The sequence below is a fragment of the Microcoleus vaginatus PCC 9802 genome (assembly GCA_022701275.1).
In the GTDB taxonomy this organism is placed as follows: domain Bacteria; phylum Cyanobacteriota; class Cyanobacteriia; order Cyanobacteriales; family Microcoleaceae; genus Microcoleus; species Microcoleus vaginatus_A.
This window is the reverse complement of sequence record CP031740.1, coordinates 6,313,058-6,330,984: the sequence shown is the minus strand read 5'-3', so window position 1 is coordinate 6,330,984 and position 17,927 is coordinate 6,313,058. Positions and strand designations below refer to the sequence as shown.

Sequence of the window (17,927 nt, the reverse complement as noted above, 5' to 3'; positions counted from 1 at the left end):
TAACCCCTCCCTATTTTTCTAATATTAAATTAACCAGACTTCAAAGATGCGCCGCCAATCTTCCGCCCTATTTTTTGCATTGTTACTGCTGTGTCCTTTCCCCGCGATCGCCCAAATCATCCCCGATAATAGCTTGGGTGCAGAAAGTTCTCGCACAGTTCCCGACACGATTAATAACTTACCATCGGACAGAATAGAAGGCGGTGCAACTCGCGGCGTTAACCTCTTTCACAGTTTACGCGAATTTAACATCCGTGAAGGGCGGGGAGCCTATTTTGCCAATCCCAGCGGAATTGCCAACATCTTCACCCGCGTTACTGGTGGCAATCCTTCTAATATTTTAGGAACTCTGGGAGTTTTGGGGAACGGCAACTTGTTTTTAATTAACCCAAAAGGGATTGTCTTTGGCCCCAACGCTCGGTTAGATCTGCGGGGCTCATTTATCGGTTCAACTGGTAGCGGAATTCTTTTTGATAATGGCTTTGAATTTAGTGCAGCTAATTCTAATGCAGTGCCATTGTTAGCAATTAATATTCCTGTGGGTTTAAGATTTAGAGAAAATCCCGGCACAATTGTTAACTCTTCCCAAACAATGGCCCCCAAATCAGCCTTACCGCCACTACCCATAGAAATTCCGGCTTTTGAAAAACTCGGTTTAGCAGTAGACCCCGGTCAAACTTTAGCATTAATTGGCGGTGACCTTCAACTCCAAGGAGGAAATCTAACTGCTTATACCGGACAAATTCTTCTAGGTAGTGTCAAGAGTCCAGGTTTAGTGCAATTTGAACCAACAGCTTTAGGTCTGAATTTAAACTATAGCAATATTCAGAACTTCGGCAATATTGAAATGAACGGTGCATTTATAAATACCAGCGGATTAGGAGGTGGGAAAGTCGATATTCGAGGTGGAAATATTAATCTTAATGGTTCAGGAATTTATGGACTGACACTCGGAAATATCGATGGTAGAGGCATTAATATCAATTCCCAAAACTTGCGAGTAGAGGGGGGGGCGCAAATTTTCGCCTCCACACTGGGAGAAGGGAGAGGAAGCGATATCAACATCCGCGCTACTGACTCACTAGAAATGATTGGGTTGGGAATTGAGGGCTATCAGCAGCTTACAGAAAATTTTCAGACATCTGGAACAGGCAATCCCTTTATTTCGCAAATTGTTCTGTTTACTAGCGCTATTGGCAGTGGAGCCGCCGGAGACATTAACCTTGAAGCGGGACGGCTGTTGATGAGCAATGGGGTAGTGGGCGGTGCCCCCACCTTTGGTGCTGGGAATGGCGGAAATTTGAATATCCGCGCCAACACCGTCGAACTCGTCAGTTCAACGCTCTATAACGGAACAACGAACGCAACCACTGGTCAAGGCGGAAACATCACTGTGGAAGCCCAACGGTTAATTCTGCGCGATGGTGGTGCTTTTGCCAGCTTCAGCCGTAGTGATGGAGCATCGGGGAATATCGCGATTAAAGCGAGTGAATCTGTGGAATTGTCGGGTAGTCTTCCTGTAGGTCTAGGGCAAACTCGGCTCGGCACGAATACTTTTGATAGTAATGGAAAAGGTGGGGATATTACGATCGACACTAAGCGGCTGAGTGTTTCTAATGGAGCCACAATTAGTTTAACTACGGGTGCGATTTTTGGCGAAGTCGTGTTTTCTACAAGTGGGGGGACGGGAGGAAATTTAACTGTGAGAGCCTCCGAGTCTATAGAAGTCAGCGGCGAGTCAAGATTTTTGGCGAATGCGGGCTATGTAGCAAGTTCTTTTGTTACTCAAACTGCAAGTTCTGGTAGAGGTGGAGATATCCGCCTCTCAACACCTAAACTAACTGTGCAGAATGGCGGGGTTATTTCTGCGGCTTCTTTGGGTATAGCAGATGCAGGAGATATTACAATTAATGCCGATCGCTTAGAAGTGCAAGGTATTGGGAGTAACAGTGGGTTGAGGAGTGGAATTGAAGCCTCGGCTGGTAGGGCGTTTAATGCTGTCAATTCCACTGCTAGCGGAAATGCAGGCTCGTTGAATTTGAATGCTAATCAATTGATTCTTCGGGATAGTGCAGTGGTTAATGTTGAATCTTCAGGAACAGGTAGGGCTGGCAATATTAATGTTGTAGCTAACTCCATTGCCCTGGACAATAAAAGCATAATTGATGGCACAACGGTCACTGGTTCCGGTGCTAATATTCACCTGCAAGCGCAAGATATTCAGTTACGGCGCGGTAGCCGAATTACCACCGATGCAGGTATTTCTGAGGGTGGTAATATCAGAATTAATAGCGATATTTTGGTAGCTTTACCGCGAGAAAATAGTGATATTACAGCTAATGCTCGCACAGCTAGGGGCGGACAAGTTACGGTCAATGTACCAAATATATTTGGCTTTACAAGCCTTAACCGCGAACAAGCCAGGAGTAGTTTAGGACTGACTGATGCTGAATTTGCAGCGTTGCAACTAAGTCCTACATCTTTAATTCCTACCAGCGATATTGCGGCTATTTCCCAAAGTAGCGGCCCGGCTTTGCAAGGTAGTGTAACATTTAGTGCTTCTGGGGTGAATCCTGCTCAAGGTTTAGTGGAACTGCCGCAAAATGTTGTCGATCCGGCTGCGTTAATTGCTGCAAATCCCTGCACGCAACGGGCCGGGAGCGCATTTACCGTCACTGGCAAAGGAGGAGTGCCACCGAGTCCGAATGATGCCCTCAGCAGCGCTGCATCGCCATTGCCTTGGGTGGAACCAGCGGTAGGTGAAAGTCAGCAAGTAGAAGGCAAAAGAGCATCCATAGACGTTCGGCCAACAGAAATTATTCCCGCTCAAGGTTGGGTAATGGATGAGCAAGGAAAAGTAACGCTGGTAGCGTATAATTCAGGTGGTGGTACATCTCTTCGCAGTCCGAAATCGACGGGTGTTTGCGTACCTCGATAGGTATTCTTTAGGTTTTAGCTAATCCATCGCTATTTTCCTAAAATTAAATTAACTAGACTTAAAAGATGCCCCGCCAATCTTCCGCCCTATTTTTTGCATTTTTACTGCTGTTTCCTTTCCCTGCGATCGCTCAAATCATCCCCGATAATTCCCTGGGCGCGGAAAGTTCACGGACTGTTCCCGATACTATCAACAACCTACCCTCAGATAGAATCACTGGCGGTGCAACTCGCGGAGCCAATTTATTTCACAGTTTACAACAATTTAACGTGGGTGAAGGCAGAGGAGCCTATTTTGCCAATCCTAACGGGATTGCGAATATTTTTACCCGCGTTACTGGTGGCAACCCTTCTAATATTTTAGGTGTCTTGGGAGTTCTAGGTAATGCCAACTTGTTTTTACTTAATCCGAAAGGGATAGTATTTGGCCCCAATGCTCGGTTAGATGTGCGCGGCTCATTTATCGGTTCAACGGCAAGCGGCATTTTCTTTGACAATGGCTTTGAATTTAGCAGCGCCAATCCAAGTGCAGTGCCATTGTTAGCGATTAATATTCCTGTAGGTTTGAACTTTAGAGAAAATCCCGGCACAATCGTTAACACTTCCCAAGCAATAGGCTCCACACCCACCTTACCGCCACTGCCCGTAGAAATTCCTGTTTCTAACAAACTTGGTTTAGCAGTAGATCCCGGTCAAACCTTAGCCTTAATTGGTGGAGAGATTCAACTGCAAGGTGGAAATTTAACAGCTTATACCGGACAAATATTACTGGGAAGTGTGAAAAGTCCCGGTTTAGTACAATTTGAGCCAACAGCTTTAGGTTTGAATTTAAACTATGGGAATATTGAGAACTTCGGCAATATTGAAATGAATGGTGCATTTATAAATACCAGCGGATTAGAAGGTGGCAGAATAGACATCAGGGGCGGAAACGTCACCCTTAACGGTTCGCGAATTTTGGCGCTGACGCTCGGAAATATTAATGGTAGAGGTATTGACATCAATGCTCAACAGTTGCGAGTAAATAGAGGGTCGCAAATTTCAACCGTAGCGCTAGGAGATGGGGCGGCGGGCAATATTAATATCCGCGCTACTGACTCAGTAGAAATGAGCGGCATTGGATTTGAGAGTTATCAACAGTTTTTACAGAATTATTTGAGATCTGGAACAGGCAATCCTTTAGATCCGCAAATTGTTTTGAGCACTGCTACTCTTGGCAGGGGAGTCGCAGGCGCGATCGCAATTGATACGGGAAGACTGCTGATCCGCAACGGTAGCCTAGTAGGTAGCTCTACATTTGCTAGTGGTAATGGTGGAAATATCACCATCCGTGCCGAGGTTTTCGATCTAGCTGGCTCTGCGATTAACAGTGGCACATTTGTTGGGAGTACCGGGATCGGCGGAAATATCACCTTTGAGGGCGAAAGGTTGATAGTGCGTGATGGTGCTGCGATCAGCAGCGTTACCCGCAGTAGGGCAGCATCAGGAAATATCAATATTAAAGCGAATGAATCATTAGAAATTTTACGTACTCCCGCTGGCAGTGTCCTACAAACTATCATAAGTACAACCGCTCTCGGTCAGAATGGAAATGCGGGAAACATTACCATTAATACCAAGAAATTGACTATCTCTGGTGGTGCTGGGATTAACTCATCGAGTGGTGCAGCGATTGGCACTCAACTATTAAATACGACTGGAGGTTTAGGAGGTAATGTAACCATTAGAGCTAGCGAGTCGATAGAAATAGGAGGTGTTTCTGAAATTTTGGCAAATGGGCGTAGGAGTATTAGTTTTATCGCTAGTGACACCTACTCATCGAATCGGGGAGGGGATATCTACATTTCCACACCTGTGTTATTGCTACGGAGTGGGGGATTTATTTCTGCTGGTTCTTTTGGTACAGCAGATGCCGCTAACGTCACAATTGATGCACAAAAAGTGGAACTTATCGGTAATGGGAATCCTGGTGAATTTAGCAGTGCCATTCAGGCTTCCGTTGGCTTTTTATACCAGTTGAGGAATCCCAATGCTAGGGCGAATGCGGGTTCGTTGAATTTCAATGTTAACCAATTGAGGCTGCGGGATAGCGCAACGGTTAATGTTCAGGCATTAGGAACGGGACAGGCTGGTAATATTAATGTTAGAGCTGACTCAATTGCTCTGGAAAATAAAGCCAGCATCAATGCTTCTACTGACTCTGGCGGCGGGGGAAATGTTAACATCAGGGCGCCAGATATCCAGTTGCGCCGAGGGAGCAGAATTACAACTGATGCAAGTATTTCTGAGGGTGGCAATATCAACATTAAAAGCGATATTCTGGTGGCTTTACCCAACGAAAATAGCGATATTACTGCTAATGCGCGATCGGCCGGGGGTGGTCGGGTTAATATTAATGTCCCCAATGTTTTCGGGTTTACATCAGTCACTCGTGAACAGGTTCGAGCGAGTTTGGGATTAACAGATGCTCAATTTGGTGCGTTGCAAGTAAGTCCTACTTCTCTAGTTCCTACCAGCGATATTGCGGCTATTTCCCAAAGTAGCGGCCCGGCTTTGCAAGGTACTGTAACATTTAGTTCTTCTGGAGTGAATCCTGCTCAAGGTTTAGTGGAACTGCCGCAAAATGTTGTCGATCCGGCTGCTTTAATTGCGGCAAATCCCTGCACGCAAGAGGCCGAGAGCGAGTTTACCGCTACTGGGAAAGGAGGAGTGCCAGCAAGTCCTAATGATGCCCTCAGCAGTGCTGCATCGCCGTTTCCGTGGGTGGAAGAGGCAGGAAGAGGGAATCAGGAAGAAGGGATTGAGATCGAGGGGGGAAGTGGTTCGAGGGAAGAAGGCATTCGGCAAGAGGAAGTTGTTCCGGCGCAAGGTTGGGTGGTGAATGCAAAAGGGGAGGTGACGCTTGTTGGATATAATCCGGGTAATGTTGCTGACTCTCGCAATCCTCGGCAGAATTCTGGTTGTGTGCCGCGTTGAAATTATGTTTTTTTAAACCGCAGATGTAGGCGGATTAACGCAGATAAAGAATAAGATGGATTTGGGTTAGTTAGTATGTGTGTCTGCATCTGTAATTTTATTTTTTAAATATGAAGTTTCCTCGATCGCTCCGACAGGTAATCCTGTTATTTGTGATGTCCTGTCTGCTATCCGTTGCGATTCCTCCCGGAGTTGGTCAGGTTAATCCACCACCAGCGGTGCACCTTGTCCGTCAAGCTCGAACTCTATACCAAGAGGAACGTTTTTCGGAAGCTGTACCGCTATTGCAGCAAGCGGCGGCGCAGTTTGAGGCAAAAGGCGAAAATCTCGATCGCGCCACAGCTTTGAGCAATTTAGCTGCAACCTACGGGCAGTTGGCGCTTTGGGAACAGGCAGAACAAGCTGTGAATTCGAGCTTGGCGGTTGTGCGAACACAGGCAAAAACTCCCGAACAGCAGCGGATTTTGGCTGAAACTCTCAACATTCAAGGACAGTTGCAACTTGAACGGGGGCAGACTCAAGATGCGATCGAGATTTGGACGCAAGCTGCTAAAATCTTCGAGCAAATTGATAGAAAAAACCAATTTTTTCACGTTCAAATTAATCAAAGTCGGGCTTGGGAAACTCTCGGACTTTACCCCAGAGCTTGCAAAATGCTGTTAGCTTATTTTAAGCTGGAAAACCAAACCTGCGAAGTTTCGACGGCGGGTTTGGAAACTTTGAAAAATGGGTCGGTTTCCCTCGAACAAGTCCGGGCAATTCATGCTTTAGGGCGGGTACTGCGGGTTTTGGGACAACTCGAACGATCGCAGGATGTGCTGTTGGCTGGACTCGAAGCAGCCCAAAAATTAGGTAGCCGACCAGAGGAGGCTGCAATTTATCTCAACCTGGGCAATACGGTACGGGCTAAAAGCAATAAACCGGGTTTGACACCCGAACAGCGGGGTGATTGGGAACGCTTTGCCCTAGAGTATTATGCTCGATCGGCACAGGCGATGCCGGATCGAGCTCTCCTACAAATTCAGGCAAAGTTAAACCAATTGAGTTTGTTGGTCGATCGCAAAAATTGGTCTGAAGCGGAGGTTTTGTGGCGTTCCATCGAACCTCAAGTCGCTCAATTTGGGTCGAACCGCGCCGGACTTTACGCTCAAATCAATCTAGCTCAAAGCTTGATGAAATTAGCTCAGTCGCCTGCGAAAACTTTGAGTTTAAGCGAGATTGACACAATGCTCGATCGCTCTGTCGAACCAGCAAACAGTTTGGGCGACAAACGAATACAAGCTTATATTCTGGCAGCTAAAGGCAAACTATCGGAAATCCAACAGCAGTATCAGACAGCGGAAAATATTACAATTCAGGCTTTGAGTTTAGCACCGGCGTTTCAATCTCCCGATATTGCTTACCAATTGTTTTGGCAACTGGGACGGATTCGGAAAGCTCAGGGGAATACAGAAGGGGCGATCGCTCAATATACTCAAGCTGTGAATGTACTGTCTTCTCTGCGGGGCGATTTGGTGACAGTCAATCCCGAAGTGCAATTTTCGTTTCGGGAAAGTGCCGAACCGGTTTATCGGGAATTAGTCGGGCTGCTTTTGCAAGAGGAATCTCCCAGTCAAGCTAAGTTGAAACTGGCGCGCCAAACGGTGGAATCTTTGCAGTTGGCGGAATTAGACAACTTTTTTCGGGATGCTTGCGCTGATGCTAAACCAACGTCGATCGAGGAAATTGATCCTACGGCGGCGGTGATTTATCCGATTATTTTGAGCGATCGTTTGGAGGTAATTTTGTCACTTCCTGGCAAACCTCTGCGCCGCTACACTACTAAGAAGTCTCAAGCCGAGTTGGAAACTGCCTTCAGACAAGCCAAAAATGCCATCAGGCCTGCTGCTTTCCCCCGCAACAGGAGGCAACCCGTTGAACAGGTTTATGACTGGTTAATCCGCCCTGCAGAGGCGGATTTGACCGCCAGCGGGATTAAAACTTTGGTATTTGTGCTCGACGGTTATTTGCGAAATCTGCCGATGGCTGTGCTGCACGACGGTGAAAAGTTTTTGGTAGAAAAATACAGTATTGCTTTAGCGCCGGGACTGCAACTGCTGGCACCGAAACCACTGAGGGAAGTCAAGTTAAAAGTGCTCACCGCTGCCCTCTCCGAAGCGCGTCAAGGCTTCTCGGCTTTGCCGGGGGTGAAGGAGGAAGTTCAACAAATTGCAGCCGAGATGCCGGCGAGTTCGCTGCTGAATGAAGATTTTGTCAGCGGGCGGTTGCACGATCGAATAAAAGCTTTGTCTTACCCGATCGTCCATTTGGCAACTCACGGTCAGTTTAGCTCGAATGCAGCGGATACTTTTATTGTGACTTGGGATCAGAAAGTGAATGTTAAAGAGTTCGATCGACTGCTGCGAGCCCGCACTGGGGAGAAACAACAGCCGATCGAACTTTTGGTTTTGAGTGCTTGCGAAACTGCTTCGGGCGATAACCGCGCGGCTTTGGGTTTGGCCGGGGCCGCAATTCGATCGGGTGCCCGCAGCACCGCCGCCACCCTTTGGCAAGTCAACGACGAATCTACAGCTATCTTTATGACTGAGTTTTACAAACAACTGGCTTCTTCTAAAACCAGCAAAGCTGAAGCCCTCCGCAACGCTCAATTAACTCTGCTGAAAAACCAACAGTATCAGAATCCCTATTTCTGGGCACCTTTCGTGCTTGTGGGCAATTGGCAGTAATTTATTGGAAGGCAGAAGGCAGAATGATTTAGTTATCTAGCAGGTAACGGAGGCGTGTAACGGATATAACGGATAGAAGTCCGAGGGAAGAAGGGCATTCGGCACTTATGCCCTTCTTCCCTCGCCAAGAAACCGGGTTTCTTAGAAAAATAAGGGGTTTAGCAACGAGGTAGTCAGTCAGAAACGGGGTTTCTCGGCCCTGCGTGTAAGTTTTGGAAAAATGCCGATCGCGAGTTCGTGTTCGTTTTTTGTTAAAGATTTGTAAACTGTTAGGAAGTGCTTTCTGCATCTAATATTTTTTCGAGGAGTCCCATGAAGCAACTTTTGATTGCTGAGCGCTTTTGCTTAATTGCCCACGTCTTGTCAATGGCTTTTGGATTGGCAGGGTTGCTGCTGATTTTACCCCGTCCCGAATTGGTGATGAGTTTGCCACCAGCAGGGCAAACGCTATTCCAGTGGGGGATGGCTGGGGGTGGAGTAGTTTATATCATCTTTGGTGCTGCAGCGGTTGCTCTCTATGCCTTGCGGACGTTGGGCACGGGTGCAACTCTGGCTTTTTTACTGCCTTCTGTGTTTTTGTCCTTGAGTAGCGAGTTGTTGGGAACGAGTACGGGTTTTCCCTTCGGCCACTACCATTATTTGAGCGGTTTGGGTTACAAAATTGCAGGCCTGGTTCCGTTTACAATTCCCCTCTCGTGGTTTTATCTGGGACTGGTTTCATACATAATTGCTCGCGCTGGAGTAGCTGGCGGTAAAGGTGAACTCAACTGGGTGCGCCAAATAGGGGCGATCGCCCTTGGTGCTTTGCTGCTAACAGCTTGGGATTTTGTACTAGATCCGGCGATGAGTCAAACTTCTGTGCCTTTTTGGGAGTTTGAGGAACTTGGGGCTTTCTTTGGGATGCCTTACCGCAATTTGGCTGGCTGGATGGGTACGGGGGCGCTATTTATGTCTGTAGCAGCTTTCTTCTGGAGAAAAACACCGATTAAATTAGAGCGATCGGAATTGGGTTTGCCCTTAATTGTTTATTTGGTAAACTTTGCTTTCGGAGCAATTATCACTGTAACTTCGTTGGATTCTCGGTTCTGGTTCCCGACATCGCTAGCGGTGCTTCTGGGCGTAGTTCCGGCGATCGCGTTAAGCTGGATCGCTAAACCCGCAGCAGGTGACGTAACCGAAACAATGCCGTCTTTGGATACATCTGTTATCACGGCTGAAATTCCTCCTCAGCCCGTGGGCGTTTTGCGTAAGTGAGTTGCTAGCGAGCAACTGCGGCTGATTTAGCAAAAATTTACACTAAATTTTGAGCTAGTTTAAAAACCCGGTTTCTACAAGAAACCGGGTTTTTCAGCAGCGATTTTTTCATTCCCAATTCCTGTAATATGTTTGAGGTCAAAATTTTATTAAATTTTTAAATTGATACCACTTACAAAAAAAATTAACTGTAAATAAGCTCCCAATCCATATCCCAATACGGTTCAGTTAAGCTTGATCCCCCCTAAGCCCCCTTTTTAAGGGGGGGACAAGAACTTACTCAAAGTCCCCCTTCTTAAGGGGGATGCGAGGGGGATCTCCGAGGAATAAATAGTTTTAACCCAACCGTATTGCCCCATATCCAGTAAGTCCTTCCCAATTCTTCAATTGTTTAATAGTATGGTTTTCCCGATCGCCCCTCACCTGTTCCCCCAACCGCTGACAAGTATCATCGCTGTCGCATTCCTGCTGCTGCAATTGCCCGCCGCAGCCCTTCTTATGTCGCGTCTGATTAAAGGCCCATCGCGCATCCCGCCCCTGGAACCGGATTCGCCGACGCTGGATTTGTTGGGTGCTTGTACTGCGGTAGTACCGACTTTGAACGAAGCCGATCGCATTTCGCCTTGTTTGGAAGGATTAAGCCGCCAAAGTTACGAACTCCGAGAAGTAATTGTGGTTGACAGCTATTCGGTAGACGGAACCGGAGATTTAGTCAAAGCAGCAGCACAAAAAGACCCCCGGTTTCGCCTGATTAACGACGATCCGCTGCCGGCGGGTTGGGTAGGGCGTCCCTGGGCGCTGAATGCGGGTTTTTTGGCAAGTTCCGAGAAGTGCGAGTGGATTTTGGGCATCGATGCGGATACTGTGCCGCATCCGGGTTTGATTGCGAGTTTACTCAAAACGGCGAAAGCTGGAAATTACGATTTGATTTCGCTGTCGCCGCAGTTTATCCTCAAGTATCCGGGGGAGTTGTGGCTGCAACCTGCTTTGTTAATGACTTTGGTTTATCGGTTCGGGCCGACGGGGACTGGCGGGGATGTGCCGGAACGGGTGATGGCGAACGGTCAGTGTTTCTTGTGTAAGCGCGAGGTTTTGGTGGCATTAGGGGGCTATGAGGTCGCGAGGGGTTCGTTTTGCGATGATGTGACTCTGGCTCGCTATGCGGCTGCTAAGGGCTTTAAGGTGGGCTTTTTGGATGGGGCTAAGGTGTTGCAGGTGCGGATGTATGAGGGGGCGATCGAGACTTGGAATGAATGGGGTCGATCGCTCGATTTGAAAGATGCTGCTTCAAGCGGTCAAATTTGGGGCGATTTGTGGCTGTTGCTGGCGGTTCAAGGTTTGCCGGTGCCGATTGTGTTGTGCTATTTGCTGTTTGGTTCGCTGCCGCCGGTTGGTCTATTTCCGCACTTTTGGCTGTTGGGATTGAATGTATTTTTGGTTGCTGTGCGATCGGCTTTGTGTTTGGCGATCGCACCTTCCTACGATACAACTGGGGCATCGGGTAAATGGCTGTTTTGGCTGTCACCTTTAGCCGATCCGCTGGCGTTTTTGCGAATTCTAATTTCTGCTTTAAATCAGCCTACTCAGTGGCGCGGCCGAAAGTATGAATAACCATTAAATTTTTGCTAGACCTTTTAAAATTGGTAGAAGTGCGATCGCCCTTTTTTACTCAACGGGCGATCGCACTTTTCTCTCTTTCCCTAAACCAGCAGGAAATTAGCCGATGTAATCGCATTGGCACTCACTCCAACCATCACACCTAACTGCTCCCCTGTCAAGAGGTTCTTAATAAGAGTTCCCTGAGTATTTTGAGTTATTTCTAACTGACCAAAACTCAAACCTCCGGTTAATCCAATCAAATCTTGACCCAGGGTAAAATCAGCGATTATATCAAATCCTTGACCAGCTTTTAAGACAAAAATATCATTGCCGCTACCGCCAACCAAACTATCATTGCCTAAGTCTCCGTAAAGGATATCAGAGTCTTTCCCCCCCAGGAGAGTATCATTATCTTCCCCTCCATAAAGAGTATCATTTCCTTCACATCCTCCCAGGATATCGGCTTGTTCGTTACCGCTAATTAAGTCATTACCTACACCGCCGCAGATAGTATCTGAACCTAACTGTCCAAACAGGTAGTCATCACCTAGACTACCAAGCATTATGTCGTTACCTTTGCCTCCATATAAGGTGTCATTATCCTTGCCACCATCGATGAAATCATCATCTTTATCACCAAGAATGATGTCATTACCTTCGCGGCTATTTATGGAGTCATTGCCTTTGCCTCCGAAAATTAAATCGTTGCCCAATTCGCCAAGAACGATGTCGTTTCCTTCATCTCCATAGAGGATGTCGTCACCTTTGCCTCCGGTGATGAAGTCGTTGCCTTGGTTGCCATTAAAGATGTCGTTGCTGGCACCACCATATAAGTTGTCATTCCCGGATTTGGCATCGAATATATTGCCGTTGTTGCTGCCCAATACTTCATCGTTTTTGGCAGTACCTATTTGAACTCCCGCTACACCGAGTATGGTGTTTTCAACTAAATTCGGTTGGTTTAAGTTGGGATAGGCAATGTCATCGCAGATGCAGTCATCATTGGGGATGTTGTTAGTTATTGGTGTTGGTGTTGGTGTTATCGATGGCGTTGGTGCAGGAGTTGGTGTTGGTACAGGTGCAGGAGTTGGTGTTGGTACAGGTGCAGAAGTTGGTGTGGTTACGGGTGCGAGAGTTGGTGTGGTTACAGGTGCAGGAGTTGGTGCAGGGGTTGGTGCAGGGGTTGGTATGGGTGCAGGGGTTGGTGCGGGTGCAGGGGTTGGTGCGGGTGTTGGTGCAGGGGTTGGTATGGGTGCAGGGGTTGGTGCGGGTGCAGGGGTTGGTGCGGGTGCAGGGGTTGGTGCGGGTGCAGGGGTTGGTGCGGTGTCATTGTCAGTATTACTGACTAATACATCGTTGGCATTAACACCGCTGTAATTAATATCGGTACTGGTAGCAGCAGCAGTGAGAATGTTGTAAGCAACATTCCCATCTACTACTAAGTCATCTATTCCGGTGACTGTGACGGTTTGGGGAGTATTCCAGTTAGCATTCGTGAAAGTTAAACTGGGTTTATCTACAGTACCTTCAGCCGTATTATTTGAAGTCGTCCCAATAGTCACATCTGCTGTAGGCTGGCTATCTAGAACTACCGTAAAAGTAGCTGTTCCCCCCGCTTCAGTAGTTGTTAAACCAGTGATGGGAGTGACGGTGATGCCTTTGCTGTCGTTGTCAGTATTAGTAACTGCGACATCATCCGCATTAACACCGCTGTAATTAGTATCGGTACTGGTAGCCGCAGCAGTGACAATGTTGTAAGCAACATTCCCATCTTCTACTAAGTCATCTATTCCTGTAACTGTGACGGTTTGGGGAGTATTCCAGTTAGCATTCGTGAAGGTTAAACTCGGTTTATCTACAGTACCTTCAGCCGTATTATCCGAAGTCGTCCCAATCGTCACATCTGCTGTAGGCTGGCTATCTAGAACTACCGTAAAAGTAGCTGTTCCCCCTGCTTCTGTGGTTGTTAAACCGCTGGTAGGAGTGACGGTGATGCCTTTGCTGTCATTGTCAGTATTAGTGACTGCGACATCATCCGCATCAACACCACTGTAATTAGTATCGGTACTGGTAGCAGCAGCAGTGACAATATTGTAAGCAACATTCCCATCTACTACACTCTCATCTATTCCGGTAACTGTGACGGTTTGGGGAGTATTCCAGTTAGCATTCGTGAAAGTTAAACTCGGTTTATCTACAGTACCTTCTGCCGTATTATCCGAAGTCGTCCCAATCGTCACATCTGCTGTAGGCTGAGTATCTAGAACTACCGTAAAAGTAGCCGTTCCCCCCGCTTCTGTGGTTGTTAATCCGCTGGTAGGAGTGATAGAAATTCCCGCAATATCATCGTCTTGAATCGTGGTGGTTATTGGAGAACCAATAATATTAGCAGTTCCTGGGGCAGTCGCGTTGCTCAGAGTGAGTGCTAGGGTTTCGTTAGGTTCGGTAATTCGATCGCCGACAATGGCCACCGCGATTGTTGCTATGGTAGCATTGGCAGCAAAACTAACCGTACTGCCAGTGGCGGTAACTCCGGTTCCGGTAACAATGGCGTTATTGTAATCGACGCCAGTGGTTGCTGTTCCCCCAAAACTAAAATCAATGCTGCTACTTTGGTTCGTTTCTCCGGTGCGGGTAACGGTGAAACTTACCACTTGAGTACCGCTATTTCCCTCAGTCACTGTGGCGGTACTGCCGACGACGCTGTAAGTAATATCGTTATCGGTAATCTGTGCATTCACAGGTCCAATCGCCAATGTTGTTGGATAATTGGGATCTGTACTGTTGGTAATAGCGTGGGTTATTGCACCTGTATGGTTGTTTTCCGGTAGGGTGTCATCAACAGCACGAACGGTGACAATTTGAGGAGTTTGGCCATTAACATTTGTGAAGGTTAGAATTTGCGTGGCAGCAAAATTCGTTCCATCTAGGCTAACTTCTGCTTGAGTATCCGCTGTCACGGTAACGTCAACATTGCTGGTGGGGAGGGTGTTCAATTGTAGGGTATAAGAATCGGTAATTCCCCCTTCTGTTACTTCGGTACTGCCAGCAGATTGAGTGACGGTAACGCCTGGAGAGTCGTTGTCTGTGTTGGTGACATTGACATCTGGTGGGTTGAGATTGCTATAGTTCGTGTCGGCGGTGGTGGTATCGACAGCGGTGATAATTTGGTAGGCAATATCACCGTCAGCCACCACATCGTCTACACCGGTGATTGTGGCGGTTTGGTAAGCGTTCCAATTGGTGGAATTAAAGGTGAGGTTAGCGGGTAAAACGGTGCCTTCTGCTGTGTTGGTGCTGGTTAAGCCAAGGATGACATCGGCGGTGGGTTGGCTGGTTAAGCGGATGTCAAACGTAGCTTGACCTGCGAATTCGCTGGTATTGCCGCTAATCGGGAGGATTTGAAAGCCAGCGGTGTCGTTGTCGGTGATGGTGAAACTACCTGTGGTGGTGGTTCCTAATTGAAGGCCTGCTGATGGATTGCTAATGGTGAGGTTGGCAGTTTCATCAATTTCGGCGATTTGGTCGTCGGTAATGGTGAAGGTGACAGAACCGCTGGTGGCGCCATCGGCGATGGTTATTTGGGTGGGAATTGTGCCGGTGAAATCAGCAGGCGTGGCAACTCCAGTTAAGGCGAGGTTGACGGTTTGGTTGCCGACTACAGGTGCGGCGGCTGTAGCAGTGACGGTGATGCTGGTTGTTCCGGCTTCGGTGCCGGTGGTGGGAGAAACGGAGAGGTTAACTGTGGGGAAATCGTTATCGGTAATCGCAACGTCACCCGATAAAGTAGTTCCCAGTGTAACACCACTAGAAGGAGTAGAAATAGTGAAAGTCCCTGTTTCACTTCCTTCGATTAGTGCATCATCATTAACATTAACCGTAAAGGAACCTGTGGTTTGACCGTTAAGAATGGTAATGTTAGTGGGAATTGTGCCGTTAAAGTCAGCAGCAGTGGCAGTTCCAGACAGAGCCACATTTACAGTTTGATCTCCGACAACTGCGCTGGATGCTGTGGCGGTGACGGTGATAACTGGACTTCCGGTTTCTGTACTTGTGACTGGGGAAACTGAGAGGTTGACTGTGGGGAAGTCGTTGTCGGTAATTGCAACGTTACCTGTTGTCGTATTTCCCAGTGTGATACCGCTAGAAGGAGTCGAGATTGTGAAAGTACCTGTTTCACTCCCTTCTACCAAGGTATCATCATTAACATTAACGGTAAAGGAACCTGTAGTTTGACCAGCAGGAATGGTAATAAGAGTGGGAATTGTACCAGTGAAGTCGGCAGCAGTGGCAGTTCCAGACAGAGCCACATTTACAGTTTGATCTCCGACAACTGCTTGAGATGCTGTGGCGGTGACAGTAATAACTGGACTTCCGGTTTCTGTACTTGTGACTGGGGAAACTGAGAGGTTGACTGTGGGGAAGTCGTTGTCGGTAATTGTTAGTGTAGCAGTAGTATTGGCGGCAACTGGATCGAGAAAGTAGTTAAAATTGTTGGTATCAGCAGTGACGTTGACTTTGACTGTTTCCCCTGGGTTGATAATAGCATCATCAATGGGGACGGCATTGAGGACAGCGGTAGTTGCACCAGCGGCAATGGTGAAAGTATTAGCAGTAACAGCCGTGATATTCGTACCCGCCGTTAAGGAGTAGTGACCAGGAGTAGCGGCGGTACTGTCGGTGGTGTTGAAGTTGACGACTATGCCACCAGCGGGCGCGGCAGTATCAAGGGTGATATTAAATGTGCCAGTGGTGGGGCCGGTTTCGGTGGGAGTAGTACCTGCGGCGATGCTGACTTTGGGGGTGGTGTTGAGCAGGATGGAGGCGTTGTAGCTGTAGTAGTTCGCCACAGCTAAGTCTGGTTTCCCGTCGCCGTTGATGTCGCCGATGCTGACGGAGTAGGGGCCATCGCCAGTAGCGAAGGTGACACCGGTGGCGAAGGTGGGGGTGGTGGCGTTGGTGGGGGTGGTATTGAGCAGGATGGAGGCGGTGTTGCTGAAGCTGTTCGCCACAGCTAAGTCTGGTTTGCCGTCGCCGTTGATGTCGCCGATGCTGACCTCTCTGGGGTTAGTGCCAGTAGGGAAGGTAACTTGGGTGGCAAAAGTGGGGGTGGTGGCGTTGGTGGGGGTGGTGTTGAGCAGGATGGAGGCGGTGTTGCTGTCACTGTTCGCCACAGCTAAGTCGGGGCGGCCGTCGCCGTTGAAGTCGCCGATGCTGACGGCGACGGGGAAACTGCCAGTAGGGAAGGTGACTTGGGTAGCAAAAGTGGGGGTGGTGGCGTTGGTGGGGGTGGTGTTGAGCAGGATGGAGGCGGTGTCGCTGCCGTTGTTCGCCGTAGCCAAATCGGGTTTCCCGTCGCCGTTGATGTCGCCGATGCTGACTGATCTGGGGTAACCGCCAGCGCCAGTAGGGAAGGTAACTTGGGTGCCAAAAGTGGGGGTGGTGGCGTTGGTGGGGGTGGTGTTGAGCAGGATGGAGGCGGTGTTGCTGTCAGTGTTCGCCACAGCTAAGTCGGGGCGGCCGTCGCCGTTGAAGTCGCCGATGCTGACTGATCTGGGGCTAGTGCCAGTAGGGAAGGTAACTTGGGTGGCAAAAGTGGGGGTGGCGGCTCCGGTGGGGGTGGTGTTGAGCAGGATGGAGGCGGTGTTGCTGTCTATGTTCGCCACAGCTAAGTCGGGGCGGCCGTCGCCGTTGATGTCGCCGATGCTGACGGAGTAGGGGCCAGTGCCAGTAGCGAAGGTGACTTGGGTGGCGAAGGTGGGGGTGGTGGCGTTGGTGGCGGTGGTGTTGAGCAGGATGGAGGCGGTGTTGCTGCCTATGTTCGCCACAGCTAAGTCTGGGCGGCCGTCGCCGTTGAAGTCGCCGATGCTGAGAAAAAAGGGGCTACTGCCAGTAGGGAAGTCAACTTTGGGGGCGAAGCCGAGCACGCCGCTGTAAGTTTTGAGGGTGTTGGCGTTAAATGGTACTGGGGTGGAAATATCCCCGATTTGTACTTCTAGGTTCCAGTCTCCTCCTAATTCAGCGCTGCCGGTGGGGGTGGCTGAGGCGGCGATGTTGGCATCAGTGATTTCACTGAGTCGCTTGAGGAAGTTGTGACCGGCTTCTCCTTTGGCTACTTCGCATCCATATAAGAGAATGTCGGCGTTTTGGGTGAGGGCTTTTCCCCACTGTTTGAGCTGTTGGCTGCAATTTTCTAGATTGTTCTCATTGAGTTCTTCTGTGCCGAGGTTGACGCTGCCTGGGCTGCCGTGTGAAAGGATGTGTAGGGCTGAAATATTTTTTTGATTATTTAAAGCGTTAGTAATTTGTTCGATCGCGCTCAAATTTTCCTTTAAAATGAAAACTTGAGCGCGATCTATGTTTTGAATAAGGCTTTGGTAATCTTGAACTGAGTCATCTACGAAAATAATTTGCTTGTTCATGGTAGATTACCGG

The 17,927-nt window shown here is 48.5% G+C and carries 6 protein-coding genes; 5 read left to right on the top strand and 1 reads right to left on the bottom strand.

The window, feature by feature from the left end; genetic code table 11:
- Window positions 1-46 precede the first annotated feature (46 nt).
- From D0A34_26080 to D0A34_26060, 5 genes are all read left to right on the top strand, one after another.
- Window positions 47-2,938 (top strand): S-layer family protein, encoded by a 2,892-nt coding sequence (locus D0A34_26080; protein ID UNU21849.1) that lies wholly within the window; start codon window positions 47-49, stop codon window positions 2,936-2,938.
- 65 nt (window positions 2,939-3,003) lie between these two features.
- Window positions 3,004-5,913 (top strand): filamentous hemagglutinin N-terminal domain-containing protein, encoded by a 2,910-nt coding sequence (locus D0A34_26075; protein UNU21848.1) that lies wholly within the window; start codon window positions 3,004-3,006, stop codon window positions 5,911-5,913.
- A gap of 110 nt (window positions 5,914-6,023) precedes the next feature.
- Entirely contained in the window at window positions 6,024-8,639 is a 2,616-nt protein-coding gene (locus D0A34_26070) for a CHAT domain-containing protein (protein UNU21847.1), read from the top strand.
- 312 nt (window positions 8,640-8,951) lie between these two features.
- The gene (locus D0A34_26065) at window positions 8,952-9,893 is read left to right on the top strand and encodes a carotenoid biosynthesis protein (GenBank protein UNU21846.1); all 942 of its coding nucleotides are present in this window, start codon (window positions 8,952-8,954) and stop codon (window positions 9,891-9,893) included.
- Window positions 9,894-10,292: 399 nt separating this feature from the next.
- A complete protein-coding gene (locus D0A34_26060) occupies window positions 10,293-11,504 on the top strand; it encodes a glycosyltransferase (protein ID UNU21845.1) in 1,212 nt (403 codons plus the stop codon).
- Between the two features lie 89 nt (window positions 11,505-11,593).
- Here D0A34_26060 and D0A34_26055 read toward each other — a convergent pair whose 3' ends face one another.
- A complete protein-coding gene (locus tag D0A34_26055) occupies window positions 11,594-17,914 on the bottom strand; it encodes a DUF4347 domain-containing protein (protein ID UNU21844.1) in 6,321 nt (2,106 codons plus the stop codon).
- Window positions 17,915-17,927 lie beyond the last annotated feature (13 nt).